Below are 18,193 nucleotides of genomic sequence, written 5' to 3'. Positions count from 1 at the left end.
GCGAGCGCCGTGCCTCACACTCGGGCGGCCGCCGGTACCGACGACCGACCAGACCGACCGGACCGAGCCGGCTCAGAGCCGCGGGTCCACCGGCTCCGACTCCAGGGCCAGCACCGCGAACACCGCTTGGTGCACGCGCCACAGCGGCTGGTGCTCCACGAAGCCGGTGAGGGCCTCGAGACCGAGCCCGTGCTCGCGCAGCGCCAGCTGGCGCTTCTTGCCGAGGTGGCGCTGGCGCAGCACGTCGAGGGAGTCGGTGTAGTCGGGTCCGTAGACGATCCGCAGGTACTCGCGCCCGCGGACCTTGACGCCGGGCTGCACCCGGCCGGTCGCCGGCCCCACGGGCTTGACGACCATCCCCTCTCCCCCGTCGGCGGTGAGGCCCAGCCACCAGTCGGTGGCGGCCTCCCGCTCGGCCGGCGAGGAGAGGTCGACCAGGCGGTGCCGGGTCGGGACGACGAGGTCGCTGCCCTGCCGGGTGATCAGCTCCAGCTGCTCGAGGTGCCAGGGGTGCGGCTCGGTGAGCGCGAGGACGCGACCCTCGGCGGCGAGCACCTTGAACGGCGCGAGCGTGACGCCGTCGAGGCCGTCGGTGGGTCGCACGTAGCCGGAGTAGGCGTCGCGGAACGCCACCGCGTTGCCCAGCCGTCGCTCGGCCCGGGCTGCCAGGCCGCCGACATCGAGTCCCCGGGCCGCGGCCCGTGCCAGCACGGCCCGCACCTCGGGCAGCACGTGCAGTGCCGCCGTGCCCACCGAGGCGTACTGGTCGCGGATGAGCGGCATCGCCTTGGCCGACCACGGGAGCAGCTCGCAGTCCAGCGCCAGCCAGTCGGTCCCGAGCGAGTCGAACAGCGGGGTCGCGACCTCGCGCAGCCGGTCGACCAGCGCGCCCAGCCGAGCAGGGTCGCCGAAGAACGGGCGACCGGTGCGGGTGTGGACGACGCCCGTGGAGCCGTCGCCGACGCCGAAGCGCCGCTCGGCCACGCCGGCGTCGCGCGCCACCACGGCGACGGCGCGCGAGCCCATGTGCTTCTCCTCGCACACCACGTGGGTGACGCCACAGCCGGCGTACTCCTCGAACGCCTCCGCCGGGTGCTCGAGGTAGCCCTCGCGCTGCGAGGTGGCCACCGGCGACATGGTCGGTGGCAGGTACACCAGCCACCGCGGGTCGACGGCGAAGCGGCTCATCACCTCGAGCGCGGCGGCCGCGTTCTCCTCGGGGATCTTCACCTTGCCGGCGTGCGTGGTCTCCAGCCAGCGGGTGCCGGCGACGTCGCCGATGCGCAGCACCGCCGGCTCGCGGTCGCCCCCCGTGGGCCCCAGCGGGCGCACGGGCTCGTACCACTGCTGCTCGGCGGGCACCGCCACGATCTCGCGCTCGGGGTAGCGCAGCGCCGTCAGCTCCCCACCGAAGACGACCCCGGTGTCGAGGCAGATGGTGTTGTTGACCCACTCCGCGCGCGGGACCGGCGTGTGGCCGTAGACGACCATCGCCTGCCCGCGGTACTCCTGCGCCCAGGGGTAGCGCACCGGCAGCCCGTACTCGTCGGTCTCACCCGTCGTGTCGCCGTAGAGCGCGAAGGCGCGCACCCGGCCGGACGACCGGCCGTGGTAGCTCTCCTTGAGCCCGGCGTGCGCGACGACGAGCTCGCCGTCGTCGAGCACGTAGTGGCTCAGCAGTCCGTCCATGAACGCCAGCGCCTGCTCGCGGAACTCCTCGGTCTCGCGCTCCAGCTGCGCGAGCGACTCGCCGAGGCCGTGCGAGACGGTCACCTTGCGCCCGCGCAGGGCGCGCACCAGCTTGGCCTCGTGGTTGCCCGAGACGCACAGCGCGGTGCCCGCGGCCACCATGCCCATCACCAGGCGCAGGACGCCGGGGGTGTCGGGTCCGCGGTCCACGAGGTCGCCCACGAAGACGGCGCGTCGTCCGGCCGGGTGGCTGGCGCCGACGGCGCGCCCGTCGTCGTCGAGCTCGAGGCGGTAGCCGAGGTCGACCAGCAGGGTGCGCAGCTCGGAGGCGCAGCCGTGCACGTCGCCGACGAGGTCGAAGGGCCCGCGCTCCTCGCGCTTGTCGTTCCACGGACGTTCGCGCACGATCTCGACCTGCTCGACCTCCTCGACGCCGCGCAGCACGTGGACGCGGCGGAAGCCCTCCTTGGCGAGGCGTCGCAGCGAGCGCTGCAGGTCGCGGTGCTGGCGGGTGATCACGTGGTCGCCGAAGTCGCGGTCGGCGCGCTGCCGGTTGCGATCGCGTGCCACGCCCTCCGGGACGTCGAGCACGACGGCGTCGACCAGGACGTCGTGGCTCCTGGCCAGCCGGACCAGGGAGGCCCGGGCGGCCTGCTGCACGTTGGTGGCGTCGACGACGGTCAGCAGGCCACGGCGCAGTCGGGTGCCGACGATGTAGTGCAGCACGTCGAAGGCGTCGGGCGTGGCGGCCTGGTCGTTCTCGTCGTCGGCCACGAGGCCGCGGCAGAAGTCGCTCGAGATCACCTCGGTGGGCTTGAAGTGCGTGCGCGCGAAGGTGGACTTGCCGCTGCCGGAGACGCCGACGAGCACCACGAGGCCCATCGCGGGCACGGTGACGCGCCTGGTGGTGGCCGGCTGCTCAGTCATCTGCGCTCTCCTTCCGGGTCAGGACCGCGGCCTGGGTGGGCGATCCGTGCACCTCGTGGTGCTCGCCGATGCCGTGCAGAGTCACGGTGTAGCCGTGGGCGGCCGCCACCCGGTCGCACCAGGCGGCGAACTCGGCGCGCGTCCACTCGAAGCGGTGGTCGGGGTGGCGTCGTCCGCGCAGGTGCTCGTAGAGCACGTTGTACTCGGCGTTGGGGGTGGTGACGACGACGACCCGCAGCCGGGCGGCCCCCAGCACCACCCTCTCCAGCGCCTCGAGCCGGGGAGGGTCGACGTGCTCCACGACCTCCATGAGCACCGCGGCGTCGTAGCCGGCGAAGCGCTCGTCCTCGTAGGTCAGCGCACTCTGGAAAAGCTGGACCCGCTCGGCTTGGCGCTCCCCCATCTGCTCCAGGCGCAGGCGCCGCGCGGCGTGCTGGAGGGAGCGCGTGGAGACGTCGACGCCGGCCACGCGGGTCAGGCCCGGCTGACGCACGAGCCGGTCCAGGAGCTGCCCCGAGCCGCAGCCGAGGTCGATCACGGAGGTGGCGCCGGCCTCGGTCAGCAGTCGCAGCACGGCGTCATGGCGCTGGGCGTTCAGCGGTGCACGTCGCTCTGCGACCTGCTCGGTCTCCTCCGCCAGGCTCGGATCGACGTCCAGGGCGTCCTCGGTCTCGTCGCCGACCTCGGCGAGCCGCGCGAGCCGGTCGAGTGCGGTGCGCGCCAGGGAGCCGCGGCGCGCGAGGTAGCGCCGCGTGATCAGCTCGACGTCGGGGTGGGTGGCGAGCCAGCCCTCCCCCGAGCGGAGCAGCTTGTCGACCTCGTCGGGGCCCTGCCAGTAGTGCACGGACTCGTCCAGCACGGGCAGCAGCACGTGCAGCTGGTTGAGCGCGTCGGCGACGCGCACCGTGCCCGTGAGGTGCAGCCGCACGTAGCGGGAGTCGCCCCACTCCGGATGGGTCTGCTCGAGCGGGATCGGCTCGGCCAGCACCGACCACCCCAGCGGCTCGAAGACGCGGTGGGCGACGGCGGCGCCGCCGCGGCAGGGCAGCACGGGGATCTCCACCTCGAGCGGGATCGCGACGTCGGCCAGCTCCTGGCGGGCGGCGCAGCGGCCGCTGCGGGCGGTGCTGAACACGTCGGCCATGGCCACACCCAGCAGCGAGGAGGCCGCGTAGGAGCGGTCGTTGACGTACTGCGCGAGGCTGAAGTCGGGGGCGTTCCTGCCGCGGGTGCGGGCCAGGCGCACCGGGTCGATCTCGAGCAGCAGCGCGGCCGTGCAGCGCTCCTCGGAGGCCTCGGGGTAGAGCACCGTCGCGGTGCCGAAGGACTGCCGGAAGGACTGCACCCGGTCGGGGTGCTTGTGCAGCAGGTAGCCGAGATCGGTCGCCGGCCGGTGGGTGGTGGTGAGGGTCAGCAGCACGCGCTCAGTCTGCCCCGCGGGGCAGGCTCCTTCCTGGTGGTGGGTGTCCACGAGCGGCGGGGCCTCGCCCGAGCGAGGTCCCGCCGCCGCGGGGTCGGCCGTCCTCAGAACGGCCAGTGCTGGTCGCGACCCGCCTCGAGGAGCGGGATCGCGGCGAAGCCGGCGTCGGTCAGACCGCCGAAGGTGTGCCGGTTGCCCACGCCCGAGGGGCCGTGGCCGTGCTGGTAGCCCGCCAGGTTGAAGGTGAGCACCGGCACCTGCGCCGGCACCGCCGCCGTGGGGTCGGCACCCCGCCGGCCGGCCCAGGCCTGCTCATCGGTGACGATGATGACCCGGTCGTGGCCCCGGTAGTGGCGCCGCACCGCCTCCGCGGTGTCGGTGCCACCGAGGTCACCGAACCGGTCGGCGAGCGAGAGCACTGCTTCCCCTCGCCGGACACGCAGCACCCGGCTGGTGCTTCCGAACTCCACCAGGTCGGCCCGCTGCGCCCGGACGGCCAGGGCTGAGCCGAACACGGCTGCTGCGTCGGCCCGGGTGAGCACCGACCGCCGCGAGAGCCGGCAGAACATCGAGCCCGACCGGTCCACGAGCACCAGCGTCCGACCCGGCAGGGCCGGCACCGCACCCAGGCTCGCCTGCAGCGCCCGCTCCAGCGCCCAGCCCCAGCGGAGCGAGGGCGCGGTCCGGTGCGCCGCGAGGAACCGCAGCGGCAGCTGCCGCGACGTGGCCACCTCGCCAGGATCGGCGAGGCGCGCCGCGACCGCAGCCGCGACGTCGTCCGACACTCCCGCCTCGTCGAGGTTGCGCAGGTTCCGCAGCAGCGCCATGTAGCCCATCGAGGGCACCAGCGACTCCCACACCCCCGCGTCCAGCGGACCCTGCAGCCACCCGGCGACCTGCTCCCAGGTCATCGCCGCCCGCCCGAGCGCCTCGGCACCCCCGACGAGCACGGCCCTGCGGTGCTCCACCGGCACCGCCAGCAGCCGCTGCCGGGCCCGCAGCACCTCGAGCTCGCCGGGGACCTGGTCGGCCCGGTCGTGCCGGCGGTCGAGGGCGTACCGGAACAGCGCGCTCTGCCTCGCGTCGCGCGGCGCCGGGTGGGTCAGCTCGAGCACGTCGGCGAACCGGTAGCCCCGTGCCTGGCCGTCGTACCTCACCAGGCTCCGCTCGGAGTACAGCCGCGCGACGGCGTCGGCGACGCCCCGCTTGACCGGCTGCGGGAAGGCCCGGCCGTAGCGCGAGGCCCAGTGGGCCAGCAGCTCCCCGGGCTCGTCGGCCCGCTCCAGCGCCGCGCTGACGATCGCCCGGTTGCCGCCCGCGATGCCGGCCTCCAGCCGTGCCCGCACCGCCTCGACGGCGACGACGATCGCCACCGACCGCAGGTGCACACCGGTTCGCAGCCAGCCCACCAGCCGCAGCACCCACTCGCCGTCGTCGACGGCGACCCGGGCCACGAGAGCGCGCAGCCGGGCGTCCCGCGCGGCCGCGGCCTCGTAGAAGGTGTCCTCGGCCACCAGGGAGGTGACCGCGAGCAGGAACAGCTCGCCCCGCGCGTCCCGTGCGTAGCCGGGTGCGCCCTCGTGGGTCAGGCCGCTGGGCCGCTCCTCGGTGAGGACGGCGCTGGTGCCGGTGCGGGGCACGCCCCGCAGTTTGAACTTGCTCATGGTGGTCCCTCCTCCCGAGGGTGCTGGCTGGTGGTGAGTCGGTGTCGTGTCGTGGAGTGGCGTCGTGTCGTCGCCCGCGACGCGGGAGCACCGAGGACCGAGGTCGGCGAAGGTGTCTGCCGATTGCTCTGCCGTTGAGCTACGCCCGGCTGTGCCGGGCGGCGGGGGTCGAACCCGCAACCCATCGATCCTGGAGAGTGAAGTAACCCTCGCCTGCGCACCGGTGCTCCGCGTCGCGACGTCTTCCGTGGTGGTGCTGCGACCCCCTGACGCACTGGAGCCGCCACCCGCTCTCGGCAGGTGACGGCTCCCAGGTGGCGCGCGGTGCGCTACCTGGGATGCCTCGGGGGCTCGCTGCCCGAGTCGTTGCCGTGACGCGTGTGCAACGACTCGATGCTGGGCCTGATGGCCGAGCACAACGTCTGCTGCATGCGTGTCATGGTGTCTCCTCGTGGCGGGCGGCGACTGCCGCCGTCAACCCATGATGGGGTGTTGCTCGGTGCGGGCGCCACTGCTTTTCGCCGACGTCGCCTCCTGCCCCGACTCCCGCTCCGACTCCACCACCGGTGCGAGCACCCAGAACCGGAAGGTCGACCCCACGCCGGGCTCGCTCTCGGCCTCGACGACGCCGCCCATGGCGTCGACCAGCCGTCGGGTGATGGACAAGCCGAGGCCACTCCCCCCGTGACGGCGGCTCGTGCCGGCCTCGGCCTGCACGAAGGGCGCGAACAGCTCCTCGATGCGCTCCGGGCTGATGCCGACACCGGTGTCGACGACCTCGACCGACAGCCGCTCGTCGTGCACCCGCGCGAGGACCCGCACCTCGCCCCCGGGGCCGGTGAACTTCACCGCGTTCGAGACCAGGTTGAGCAGCACCTGGCGCAGCCGCGTCTCGTCGCCGCGCAGACGCACCCCGGGGGCGTCGGCGACGACGACCACGCCCCTCGACTCGGCCGCAGGTACCACGAGCTCGAGGACGTCCGCGACGCACGCGGAGAGGTCGTACGGCTCGTCCTCGAGCTGCAGCGCTCCGGCCTCCAGCCGCGAGAGATCGAGCACGTCGTTGACGACCTCGAGCAGGTGGCTGCTGCTGCGCGCGATGATCGCCTGGTAGCGCGCCTGCTCGTCGTCGAGGTCCGTGGTGGAGAGCGCGTCGCTGGAGGCGATGACGGCCGTGAGCGGCGTGCGGATCTCGTGTGACATGCTCGCGAGGAAGTCGGACTTGGCACGGGTCGCCAGCTCGGCCTCGGCACGGGCTTCGCGCAGTCCCACCGCCTGCTCGTCGAGCAGCCCGGCGACCCTGCGCCACCGGCCGACCCCCAGCACGAGCAGCCAGATGGCGGCGGTGACCAGCAACCCGACGACACCGACCAGGGCGGGTGCCAGCCGTTCGACGAGCGGCACGAACCCGGGCGGTGCCTGGTAGATCACCGTCCAGCTCCCACCGGGCACGGGCAGCACCGTGGAGGTGGCCAGTCCGGTGTCGCGCTGCTCGAGGGGGCGGGGGGCGCCGTCGTCGGAGGTGCCGGCGGTGGAGTGCAGCAGCCCGGCGGCACCGGAGGGGTCGGTGCTGCCGTCGTGCACCTCGAACTCCAGGTCGCTGGCACGGGCGACGTCGACCCCGCGGATGAAGGTCTCGGCCAGGAACGCGGCGGTGAGCCACCCCTGCAGCTGCCCACCCCGGCGCACCGGTGTGTAGATGATGAAGCCCGCCTCGTCGTCGGCGCTGCCGGAGAGACGCAATCGCGGGCTGGTGACCGCCTCGTCCGCGCGGGCGGCCCGCAGCATCACAGCTCGCCGCACGGGGTCGCGCATCATGTCGACGCCGAGCACCCGGCGGTTGACGTCGTCCCACGGCGCGACGTAGAGGATCGGCGAGTGGACCGGCGGCGGCCCTGCCTCCTGGCCGGCGGCACCGTCGACGGCGGAGGCCGGTCGTCGCAGCGCGTAGTCGCGCAGCGCCTGCTGACCGCCGAAGGAGTCCGGCACCTGCTCGCGCCGCACCCGGGCGACGAACGCGGGCAGGTCCTCCCGCGCGACCGCGGGCGCCCAGCTGAGCGACTTGATGCCCGGGTAGCGCTCGTCCAGGCGCAGGGTCCGGACGTAGTCGTCCCACTCGGTGCGGCTGACCGTCCCCGAGGACCGCATCAGCCCCAGGCTCCCGCGCAGCACCTGCACGTAGGCGTTGATGCGCTCGCGCAGCGAGGCGTCCAGACGCTCCGCCTGGGCCTGGAAACGCTGCTCCTGCTGGGCCTCGACGTTGCGGTGGGTGGCCAGCGTGGCCGTCGCGGTGGCCACGAGCAGCAGCAGGACGACGGCGTGCAACGGCCACCGCCGGCCTCGATGACCCCACGTCCGTCCCGCTGGCGATCCGCCAGTGCGCCCCATGTCGACCTCTCGTCAACGCCGGGCGTTGCGACCGTCCGGCCCCCGGATTCTCGCAGCGGACCCGGACCCCCGGCAAGAAAGCGGCGGCAGATCCGTCGGCCGTCCAGACCGGCTGCCCACCCGCCTCGCGCGCGGGTGAGCGAGGCGGGTGAGCGAAGCGGGTGAGCGAGGTGCGGTCAGCCGGCCGCGTCGCGGGCGGCGTCTCGGCCCACGGTGCCGGCCAGCCGGATCCCGTGGTCCTCCGCGAGCATCTCGGCGGCCTTCTCGCCGATCATGATCGCGGCCGCGTTGGTGTTGCCGCTCACCACGGTCGGCATGATGCTGGCGTCCGCCACCCGCAGCGCCGCCACGCCCAGGACCTTGAGCTCGGCGTCCACCACGTCGCCCATCCGGCACGTCGAGGTCTCGTGGTAGACCGTCAGCGCGTAGTGCCGGAACATGTCCTCGAGCAGGGCGTCGCTGGGCACGTCGCCGGAGGCGTGACCGTGGGCCTGCGCCAGTGCCGGGGGCACCATCAGCGGGCCGAGACCCTCGCCGGGCCAGTGGTCCACCACCTCGAGCGCGCGCCGGATCACGGCCAGGAACACCGCCACGTCGTGGGGGTCGTCGAGGTAGTTGAGGTCGATCACCGGAGCGTCGGTGGGCTCGGCGCTGGCCAGGCGCACCTCCCCCTCGGAGTGCGGCTGCACCGGATTGGGCAGCACGACGACGGTCTCGGCGTCGGGCGAGAGCGCCACCGCAGGGTCCTCGAAGTAGTCGGCGGGGTCGACGCGGAACAGGAACTTCCAGATGTCGGGCGTGTACCCGCAGGTCAGCAGGCCGATCTGGGCGTCGTGCGTGTGGTGGTCGCCCAACCCGGTCGAGAAGAACGCCACGGCGTCGTAGAGCGACGAGGAGGCGAGACCCTTGCCGGTGGTCGCCCACTCCATCACCCGTCGCTCGGCCTCCGCCTTGAGAGCAGCCAGCTCCGGCGGCAGGTCGACGTCGTCGGCCGGGTCCGCCGGCAGTGGCCCGGCGGGCGCCCGCAGCGCGTCGGGCCCGAGCGAGATCGCGATCTCGGTCATCGTCAGCGCGACGCCCGGCGCCGGGAAGGCCATCGGCAGGTGCAGGTGGTCCTTGAGGTGCTTGCCCACGTGCGGGTTGTCCAGCACGCACTCCACGCCCACGGCGTCCAGCTCGGCGCGCGGGCCGACGCCGGAGAGCAGCAGCAGCTGCGGTGAGCCGATCGCGCCCGCGCTGAGCACCACCTCGCGCGCGGCGTGCACCTCGTGGACGCCGTCGGCGGTGCGGTAGCGCACCCCGGTGGCGCGCAGGCCCGCGCCGTCGGCGTCGGTCTCGAGCAGCACCCTCTCCACGTGTGCGTGGTCGATCACGGTGAGGTTGGGCCGCTCGAGCGCCGGCTCGAGGAAGGCGTGGAACGTGGAGGAGCGCTTGCCCTCGCGCGTCGTGGTCTGGAACAGCGAGCTGAGCCCGGTCGGGCCGCCCCGGTCGCGACCGTTGTAGTCGCCCATGGGGATGCCGGCAGCCACGGCGGCCTCGACGAACTGCTCGGCGGCCACCGTGCGGGGCGCGCGCACCGAGACGCCCAGCGGCCCGCCGGTGCCGTGCGCATCCTCGTCGATCACCACGCCCTCGGGCGGGTCCGGCGGGGCGAGGTCCTCGCTCTTCTCGAAGTACGGGAGCACGTCGTCGTAGGCCCACCCCTTGCCGCCGTCGGCCGCCCACCCGTCGAAGTCACCGGGGTGCCCGCGCACGTAGGCCATGTAGTTCAGCCCGGAGGACCCGCCCAGCATCTTGCCGCGCGGCACCATCATCCGTCCGTCGGTGAGGCCCTTGCCCGCACCGCCCGGGTCGCCGGTGAACATCCAGTCCACCTCGGGGTCCAGCTGCAGGGAGGCCACGGCCGCCGGCATCGCCTCGTGGGGCGGTGGCGGCCCACCGGCCTCCACCAGGGCGACGGTGACGTCGGGGTCCTCGCTCAACCGGGCTGCGATCACCGCGCCGGCGGATCCACCGCCCACCACGACCACGTCGTACCGCGGCACTGACTCGCTCATCTCGACACCTCTCGCTCGGATGTGACCCTCGTCACCGGTCGCCGCCAGGATGGCGCACGCGAGGTTGGCGTCTGGCTGCCGCGACGCTGCCCCCGGCGCCGGGGGACGGCGCAGGCCGACCCGGACCGGCTCAGCCCTCCTCATGGGCCGTGACGATGTCGTTCTCGGCCGCCCAGGCGGTGATGTCGCGGCGCTCGATCGCGGCGGCCATCAGGTCGGGGAACTGGTCGGGGGTGCAGGCGAAGGCCGGGACGCCGATGCCGGCCAGGGCCGCGGCGTGCTCGGCGTCGTAGCTGGGCCGGCCGGAGTCGCTGAGGGCAAGCAGCGCCACCATCGTGACGCCGGAGCCGACGATCGCGGCGCAGCGGCGCAGCATCTCCTCCGCGATGCCGCCCTCGAACAGGTCGCTGATGAGCACCAGGACGGTGTCGTCCGGCCGGTCCACGAGCGCCTGGCAGTAGGCCAGGGCCTGGTTGATGTCGGTGCCGCCGCCCAGCTGGACGCCGAACAGCACGTCGACGGGATCCTCCAGCTCGTCGGTCAGGTCGACCACGGTGGTGTCGAAGACCACCAGGCGGGTGGCCACCGACCGCAGCGAGGCCAGCACGGCGCCGAAGACGCTGGAGTACACGATCGACTCCGCCATCGAGCCGGACTGGTCGACGCACAGGATGATCTGCCGCTCCACCTGGCTGCGGCGGCGCGCGAAGCCCACCAGCCGCTCGGGGACGACGGTGCGGTGCTCGGGCAGGTAGTGCTTGAGGTTGGCAGCGATGGTGCGGTTCCAGTCGACGTCACGGGGGCGCGGACGCCGCGTGCGCGCGGCCCGGTCGAGCGCGCCGCTCACCGCCTGCACGGTGCGCTGGCGCAACCGCTGCTCGAGGTCATCGGTGACGGCGCGCACGACGCGTCGCGCGGTCTCGCGGGAGTGCTCGGGGATCACGTCGCGCAGGCCGACCAGGGTGGTGACCATCGAGACGTCGGGCTGCACGGTCTCGAGCAGCTCGGGCTCCAGCAGCAGCTCGGCCAGGCCGAGGCGCTCCATGGCGTCGGTCTGCATGACCCGCACGACCGAGGAGGGGAAGTAGCCGCGGATGTCGCCCAGCCAGCGGGCCACCCGGGGTGCCGAGCCGCCGAGGCCACCGCGCCGAGGGGCGTCGTAGAGGTCGCGCAGGGCCTGGTCGCGCTGCACGTCGTCGGCGCTCAGGGCCACGGCCTCGCCGATCCCGTCGGCATCGTCGCCGCCGAGCACCAGGCGCCAGCGGGTCAGTCGGTCGCGGGCCCCCTCGGCCTCCTGAGCCTCGTCGCCCGCGGGGTCTCGCTGCTGCTCGCCCACTCAGGCCACCTCCATCCCGAGCAGCCGTGCCACCAGTGCCGCGGCCGGCCGGCCCCGCTCGAGGTCGACGCCCGTCGCGGCTCCCCGGTCCGCGGCCGAGCGCGGCTCGCGCAGGCGGCGCAGGTGGTCGCCGATCTGGCGCCGCTCCGGCGGCTGGAACCGCGCGAAGGTCCGGCGCAGCAGCGGCACCAGGTCCTCGAAGGCGTGCTCGGGCACCGCGGCCAGCCAGCCGTCGACGACGTCGAGCAGCTCCTCGTCGTGCAGCAGGAGCAGCGCCTCGCCGGTGAGGAAGCCGTCGAGCCAGGCGGCCCCGGCCGTGGCGTCGGCGCCGGTGGAGAGGCGGCGCGAGAGCCGCCGGGCCGCCTCGTCGGTGGCCAGCAGGCCGGCGTCGAGCAGGATCCGGTTGACCCGGCCCGACACGGCGCCGTGCACCTCCGCCTCGTCGCCGACCCTGCCCAGGGCTGCGTGCCAGGGCCCGGTGAGCGCCGGGTCGTCGAGCAGGGCCACGCCGCGCTGGGTGCCCTCGACGCCCTCGCGCAGGGCGGCGGCGCCGTCGTCGTCCAGCGACCGGCTGGCGGCGCGCAGCCCGAGCGAGGCGCGCAGCACCACGGTCTCGAGCACGTGGGCGATGCCGGCGGTCTCGGCGCCGCGCACGTCGCCGTAGCGGCAGGTGCGGGCCAGCGGCTCGACGGTGCGCAGCAGGGTCAGGGTGTCGTGCTGGCGGGCGGTGCGCTCGGCGAGCACGGCAACGACCGCGGCGAGGGCCGTGGGCAGGTCGGCGAGCAGGCAGTCCTGCACCAGGAGCGCCAGGCCGTCGAGGTCGGCGACGGCCGCCTGATCCTCGACCCGGGTCTCGGCGGCCGCCAGCACGGTGTTGCCGTGGCCGCTGGCCTCCACGAGCGCGACGGCGAGCTCGGGCCGCCACTCCAGCTGCCAGGCCTCCTTGAAGGTGCCGGTGGTGGCCCCGACCTCGACCTGCTCGGCCCAGTCGATGCCGAGCACCCGCAGCCGGTGCAGGAACACCGACCGTGCCAGCCCGGCGTCGCGGCGCAGGTCGAGCTGCACCACGGTGGCGGTGGTCGAGGGCCTGAGCCGCAGGGACCTCTGCTGCCGCGCGACGTCGGCCGCCAGCGGCACCATCGGGGTCTCCTCGGGCACGCTGCCGAGGTCCTCGCCCACGGTGAGCGCGCGGTCGACCAGCGCCAGCGGCAGGTCGGAGCCGTCGGCGAGCACCGCGCGGGTGGCGTCGTCGAGCTCGCTGAGCCCGACGCTCGGGCGCCCCCGCACCGCGGCCAGGGCGTCGGCCAGCCGGGTGGCCTCGACGACGGACGCGGGCGACACCTCGACGCCCTCCGCGCGCAGCGCGTGGGCCACCCGCACCAGCCAGCCCGCGACCACCTCGTCGTCGGGGGTCGTGAACAGGTGCCGGTACCACCCGGGCGACCGCACCCCCGCTCCGTACCCGCTCGCGACGGCGAGCCGGTTGGCCGTCCACGGCGCCCAGGTGGCGGCCACCTTCGTCCTGGGCAGCTTGGCCAGCAGCCGGTTGTCGGCCGACTGGGTGGGCCACGCGCCCTCCTCCAGCGCCGGGGCGTGCCAGGCGCCGCACACCACCGCGACCCGCTCGCGCCCCGAGCGCTGCACCGCGCGCAGGACGCGACGCATGGCGGCCTCGCGGCGGTCGTTCTCCTCGTCCGCGGGGGCGTGGGCGCGCACCTGCGCCATCGCCTCGCTGAGCAGCGCGAACTGATGCAGCGTGGAGTCGCGGCGGTGCTCGACGGCGTCCTCCCACCAGCGCTCGGGGTCGTCGTACCCGGCCGTCCGGGCCAGCTCGCCGATGGGGTCGAGGCGCGCGGGGCTGGTGGGCTCCTCCTCGTCCGGTGCGCCGGGTGCCAGCGCGTGCACCGCCGGGAGGTCCGCGAACCGCACCTCCACGCCGCGCGCGACCGCCCACCGCAGCGCCACCCACTCGGGAGAGAAGACCGCGAAGGGGTAGAAGGCGGCGCGGCGCGGGGAGGCGACGTCGTAGACCAGACCCGCCACCGGCGGCACCAGGTCGGGGTGCCCGGCCAGCGGCAGCAGCGCGTCGAGCTCGGGAGGACCCTCGATGACGACGCAGTCGGGCTCGTGCTCGGCGAGCGCAGCAAGCACGGAGCGCGCCGAGCCGGGGCCGTGGTGGCGGACGCCGAGGACGGTGAGGGTCACGCTCGGCTCAGCCCAGCTCGCGGCAGGCGCGGTAGAGGTCGGCCCACTCGCGCCGGTCCTTGACGACGGCCTCGAGGTACTCCTCCCACACCAGGCGGTCCTGGACGGGGTCCTTGACGATGGCGCCCACCAGCCCGGCGGCGACGTCGTCGGCCCGCACGACGCCGTCGCCGAAGTGCGCGGCCAGCGAGAGCCCGCTCGCCATCACCGAGATCGCCTCGGCGGTCGAGAGCGTGGCCGAGGGTGACTTGACCGTGGTGCGGCGGTCGGCGGTGACGCCCGAGCGCAGCTCGCGGAAGATGGTGACGACGCGGTCGATCTCGGCGAGCTCGGAGAGGTCGGCGGGCAGCCGCAGCGAGGCACCGAGCGCGGTGACGCGGGTGCGCACGATCTCGACCTCCTGCGCGTGCGAGTCGGGCAGCGGGAGCACCACGGTGTTGAATCGGCGCTTGAGCGCAGAGGAGAGGTCGTTGACGCCCTTGTCACGGTTGTTGGCGGTGGCGATGACGTTGAAGCCGTGGCGCGCCTGCACCTCGGTGTCGAGCTCGGGCACCGGCAGGTGCTTCTCGGAGAGGATCGAGATCAGCGCGTCCTGGACGTCGGCCGGGATGCGGGTGAGCTCCTCGATGCGCACCACCGCACCGGTCTCCATCGCGCGCATCACCGGGCTGGGCACGAGCGCCTCGCGGCTGGGGCCCTCGGCGAGCAGCCGGGCGTAGTTCCACCCGTAGCGCAGCGACTCCTCCGGCGTGCCGGCGGTGCCCTGCACCACGAGCGTCGAGGAACCACTGATGGCCGCCGCCAGGTGCTCGCTGACCCAGGTCTTGGCGGTGCCGGGCACGCCGAGCAGCAGCAGCGCCCGGTCGGTGGCCAGGGTGGCGACGGCGACCTCGATGATCCGCCGCTGGCCGAGGTACTTGGGGCTGATCTCGGTGCCGTCGGGCAGCGTGCCGCCGAGCAGGTAGGTGGTGACCGCCCACGGCGAGAGCCGCCACTGGGCCGGGCGCGGCCGGTCGTCGCTGGCGGCCAGCGCGGCGAGCTCGTCGGCCCAGGCGTCCTCGGCGTGCGCGCGGAGCGGGTCCTCGGCGGTGGAGGTGCCGGTGGGGGTGCCGGCCGGGGTGGGTGCGGGGGTGTCGGTCATGGGTGGAAGGCCTCGCTGATCGTGGCTCGGAGGGTGCGGGACTGGATGAGGGACCGGATCCGGCTGTCGTGGTGGGGCAGCAGCTGGGCTCGGGCTCGCCAGCGCTCGAGGGCGGGCGCGGAGTCGAGGTGGAGCCCCCGGACCAGCCGGGGCACCAGGGCCTCGAGGGCCGGGCCGACCTGCTCGGGCTTCAGTGCGGCGAGCCGGTCGACCACGGCGGCGCTGACCCGCGGCGACCACGCCGGGGGCAGGACGCCGAGCAGGGGCTGGAGCGCGGTGGGCGCCGTCGTGGGCAGCGCGGCGAGCACGCGGCCCTCGCGCTCGGGCGCCGGCAGGATGCCCAGCAGCTCAGGCGTCGTGGGCTGCCGCGGGTCGGGGCCGCGGTCGAGCAGGGCCCGCGCCCACTCGGCGTCCTTGCGGGCGATGGCCGCGCGGCGCAGCCCGGCGATCGCGTCCTCGTCGCGCAGCCGCAGCACGGTCCTGACCGCGGGAGCGTCCCACGCCCCGAAGGGGGCGCCGGCCACGATGCGCTGCAGCCACCAGCCGCGGGCGCTGACGCCCCGCGGCGGCGCGGTGAGGCCGTCGCGACGGCCTGCGGCGTCAGGGTCGTCGGGCAGCCGCACCTCGAGCTGGCGCCGCAGCAGCCCGGTCTCGCCGAGCAGCGGCCGCAGCCGCTGCGCCATCCGGGAGGCGCGGCGGCTGCCCGGCAGACCGTCCAGGAGCTCGGCGGCGAGCTCGCGCACCGAGGCGGCGCGGTCGTCGAGCGCGGCCTCCAGCAGCTCCTCGTCGTCCGGGCCGAGCCCGACCCACAGCGCCTCGAGCAGGGTGCGCCGGTCCTTGGCGGAGTCGCGCGCCCAGGTGGTGCCCAGCAGGTCACGTGCGGCGGCGGGGTCGGCGGTGCGCAGCCGGCGCAGCTGCGCGGCGCGCGCCGTGGTGCTCTGCTGCGCCCACCGGTGCGGGTCGACGGCGGGCGCGCCGAGGGTCTGCTCGACGAGGTCGAGCGAGGACTGGAGAGCACTGCTCTGCTCCAACCACCGCCAGGCGCTCGCCTGGTCGGCCAGCCAGCGGCCCCGCTCCCCCACCACCGCGGAGACCGCGGCGCGCAGCTCGGTGGAGGAGGCCCGGTCGAGCAGCGCGGGCAGCAGCCGGTGCGGCACCCGCACCCCGGCCTCACGGGCGGCGGCGCACCAGTGCCGCAGCAGGTCCTCGGTGCCGGCGGCGTCGGTGGGCGGCGCCTCGAGCAGCAGGGTGAGCAGCTGGCAGGCGCGAGCCGGTGCCTCGGCGAGCTGCTCGGGCGGGGCGGTCGGCACCTCGAGGTCGTCGGCCGCGAGCACCCGGCCGGCCCGGCGCAGCGCGCCGCCGACGGCCGCGGACCCGAGCGCCACCTCCTCGGGTCGCGCCTGCGGGGGCGGCCGGAGCGGCAGGTCGTCGAGCCGAAGGTCGGTCACCGACGGTGCGGGTCGGCGGGCGGTGCCCACCAGGACGGCAGAGCCGAGGCGCCGCCACCACTGGTCGAGGTCGGCGCCGAGGTCGGTGCCGAGGTCGGTGGGGGTGTCGTGCTCGCTCACGGTCACAGCGCCACCAGCTGCCCCTCGACCTCCACGCTGAGCAGCCTGGCCCCGCGCTCCTCCAGCTCGGCGAACACCGTGACCGGCGCCCCGCCCGAGACCGCGAGCGCCAACCACGGCCGGGCCTCGGGGAGCAGCGGCACGGAGCGGCCGGCGCCGTCGACGAGGCGCTCGGCTGCCAGGCGCACGCCGTCGAGCACCACGGGGACCCGCGTGGCCCAGGCGTTGAGGGCCCAGGCCTCGGCCGCGACGCGGAAGGCGTCGTCGAGGTCGCCGCCGGCGGGAAGCCCGCCGGCGTCGCGCACGGCCGCGGGCTGGTCGACGAACCGGGCTCGGCGCGCGGTGGTTCCCGGGTAGCGCGCCACCGTGGCCTGCAGCACGGAGCCGACGACCTGGGCCACGGGCAGTGCCTGGCCGCCGGCCGCGAAGTCGAGCACCTGCAGGGTCTGGTGGGTGGTCTCGCCCCACAGCCAGGTGCGCTGCTGCTGCAGACGACCGTCGTCGCTGCGGTGGGCGCCGAGCACGAGCCAGCTGTCGGTGACGGCGTCGGCGGCGAGCACCGCGTCGCTGGGGTAGGACCAGCCGAGGACGGCGCGCAGGTCGCCGAGCTCGTGCTCGGAGAGGGCATCCCGACCCGCCCAGGCGTGCGCGATCGCCCACCACCGGCCCAGCACGACCAGCATGTGCTCGGCCCAGTCGTCGCGGGCCCGCACCTCGGAGGCCAGGGTGCGCACCTGCTCCGCGAGCCCGGGCAGCTGGACGTCAACGAGCCGGGCCGCGGCGGCGTCCCACCACGGGTAGGGCTGCTGGCGCGCGGCCGCCGTGCCGCCGCGGACCAGGTCGGTGAGCCAGAGCCGGAAGTCGGCCACCCCGCCGTCCATGAGCGCCAACCGCTCCTCGAGCCGCTTGGCGCGGGCGGCCGGGTCGGGCGCCTTCCTCGCCGGTGTCGCGGCCTCGGCCGCCGCGGTGGCGGCGCGGCGGGCCGCCCACTCCCCCGCGAACGCCGCGGCATCGGCGGAGGTAGGCACGGTGCCCTGCCCGTCGACCCACAGCAGCATGAGTGCCAGCGCGTGCTTGCAGGGGAACTTGCGACTCGGGCACGAGCAGCGGAACGCGGGCCCGGTGATGTCGACCGACACCTGGTAGGGGGTCTTGCCGGACCCCTGGCAGCGGCCCCACACGAGCGTCTCGCTGGCGCCGGTGTCGCTCCACGGCGAGGGCACCGCGAGCCGCCGGGCAGCGGCCAGGGCGGCGGCGTCGGGGGCCAGCTTCGTGACCTGCTCGTGGGTCCATCGCGTCATGAGGCGCCCATCATGACCGACCCCGCCGACACCCGAGCGGTGTGCACGATGATGGTCGACGATGAACGAGCCCGGCCCCACCCCGCACCGCCTGCTCGGCGACTGGCACTTCGAGCGCGTGGTCGAGGACCGGCGGAGCGGTCAGCGCAGCGAGGTCCGCGGCACCGGGTCGGTCGCCCGGGAGTCCGCGACGCTGCTGCGGTGGGAGGAGTCCGGCACCTGGAGCCGCGCCGGGGGCTCGAGCACGGTGGCGCGCACCCACCTGCTCGCCGCTGCCACCTCCGGCACCGGCTGGGAGGTGCTCTTCGACGACGAGCGCCTCTTCCACCCCTGGGCGCCCGGCACGGAGGTGGTGCACCTGTGCGGCGAGGACACCTACCGCGGTCACTACGACCTGGATGGCCTGCCGGGGCGCTGGGTCACCCGGTGGCACTGCACCGGGCCGGCGAAGGACTACCTGCTCACCACCACCTGGACGCGCCCGGCTCCTCACTAGG

Annotated in this window: 11 protein-coding genes; 1 reads left to right on the top strand and 10 read right to left on the bottom strand. The window is 75.0% G+C overall.

All coding sequences use genetic code 11. The annotated features are described in order from the left end of the window. Positions 1-72: 72 nt before the first annotated feature. From ABD948_RS07800 to ABD948_RS07755, 10 genes are all read right to left on the bottom strand, one after another. Positions 73-2,616: a polynucleotide kinase-phosphatase gene (locus tag ABD948_RS07800; protein ID WP_345264333.1), complete on the bottom strand. Its 2,544-nt coding sequence runs from the start codon at positions 2,614-2,616 to the stop codon at positions 73-75. Further along, positions 2,609-4,036 carry a 3' terminal RNA ribose 2'-O-methyltransferase Hen1 gene (locus ABD948_RS07795; RefSeq protein ID WP_345264331.1) on the bottom strand — a complete coding sequence of 476 codons (1,428 nt, stop codon included), beginning with the start codon at positions 4,034-4,036 and terminating at the stop codon, positions 2,609-2,611. Before ABD948_RS07795 ends, ABD948_RS07800 begins: the two co-directional genes overlap by 8 nt. Positions 4,037-4,140: 104 nt before the next feature. Beyond that, the gene (locus tag ABD948_RS07790; RefSeq protein WP_345264329.1) at positions 4,141-5,700 is read right to left on the bottom strand and encodes a TROVE domain-containing protein; all 1,560 of its coding nucleotides are present in this window, start codon (positions 5,698-5,700) and stop codon (positions 4,141-4,143) included. 474 nt (positions 5,701-6,174) lie between these two features. Next, on the bottom strand, positions 6,175-8,025 hold the full coding sequence (locus ABD948_RS07785) for a sensor histidine kinase (protein ID WP_345264327.1): 1,851 nt from the start codon (positions 8,023-8,025) through the stop codon (positions 6,175-6,177). A gap of 239 nt (positions 8,026-8,264) precedes the next feature. Next, positions 8,265-10,145: a GMC family oxidoreductase gene (locus tag ABD948_RS07780; RefSeq protein ID WP_345264326.1), complete on the bottom strand. Its 1,881-nt coding sequence runs from the start codon at positions 10,143-10,145 to the stop codon at positions 8,265-8,267. A gap of 130 nt (positions 10,146-10,275) precedes the next feature. Further along, complete coding sequence (locus ABD948_RS07775) at positions 10,276-11,481, bottom strand: VWA domain-containing protein (protein WP_345264324.1); 1,206 nt, start codon at positions 11,479-11,481, stop codon at positions 10,276-10,278. Next, the gene (locus ABD948_RS07770) at positions 11,482-13,686 is read right to left on the bottom strand and encodes a DUF5682 family protein (protein WP_345264322.1); all 2,205 of its coding nucleotides are present in this window, start codon (positions 13,684-13,686) and stop codon (positions 11,482-11,484) included. Between the two features lie 7 nt (positions 13,687-13,693). Further along, positions 13,694-14,827 carry an ATP-binding protein gene (locus ABD948_RS07765; RefSeq protein ID WP_345264320.1) on the bottom strand — a complete coding sequence of 378 codons (1,134 nt, stop codon included), beginning with the start codon at positions 14,825-14,827 and terminating at the stop codon, positions 13,694-13,696. Continuing rightward, the gene (locus ABD948_RS07760) at positions 14,824-16,395 is read right to left on the bottom strand and encodes a DUF5691 domain-containing protein (RefSeq protein WP_345264318.1); all 1,572 of its coding nucleotides are present in this window, start codon (positions 16,393-16,395) and stop codon (positions 14,824-14,826) included. The genes ABD948_RS07765 and ABD948_RS07760 overlap by 4 nt, the downstream gene beginning before the upstream one ends. Before the next feature lie 2 nt (positions 16,396-16,397). Next, positions 16,398-17,696: an SWIM zinc finger family protein gene (locus ABD948_RS07755; RefSeq protein WP_345264316.1), complete on the bottom strand. Its 1,299-nt coding sequence runs from the start codon at positions 17,694-17,696 to the stop codon at positions 16,398-16,400. A gap of 61 nt (positions 17,697-17,757) precedes the next feature. Between ABD948_RS07755 and ABD948_RS07750 the strand changes: the two genes are divergently transcribed. Continuing rightward, positions 17,758-18,192, top strand: a complete 435-nt coding sequence (locus tag ABD948_RS07750; protein ID WP_345264315.1) for a DUF6314 family protein — start codon at positions 17,758-17,760, stop codon at positions 18,190-18,192. Position 18,193: the final 1 nt, after the last annotated feature.

Origin of the sequence: Nocardioides nanhaiensis (assembly GCF_039542785.1) — a bacterium.
Classification (GTDB): Bacteria; Actinomycetota; Actinomycetes; order Propionibacteriales; family Nocardioidaceae; genus Nocardioides; species Nocardioides nanhaiensis.
This window is presented reverse-complemented; position numbering and strand designations above follow the sequence as displayed.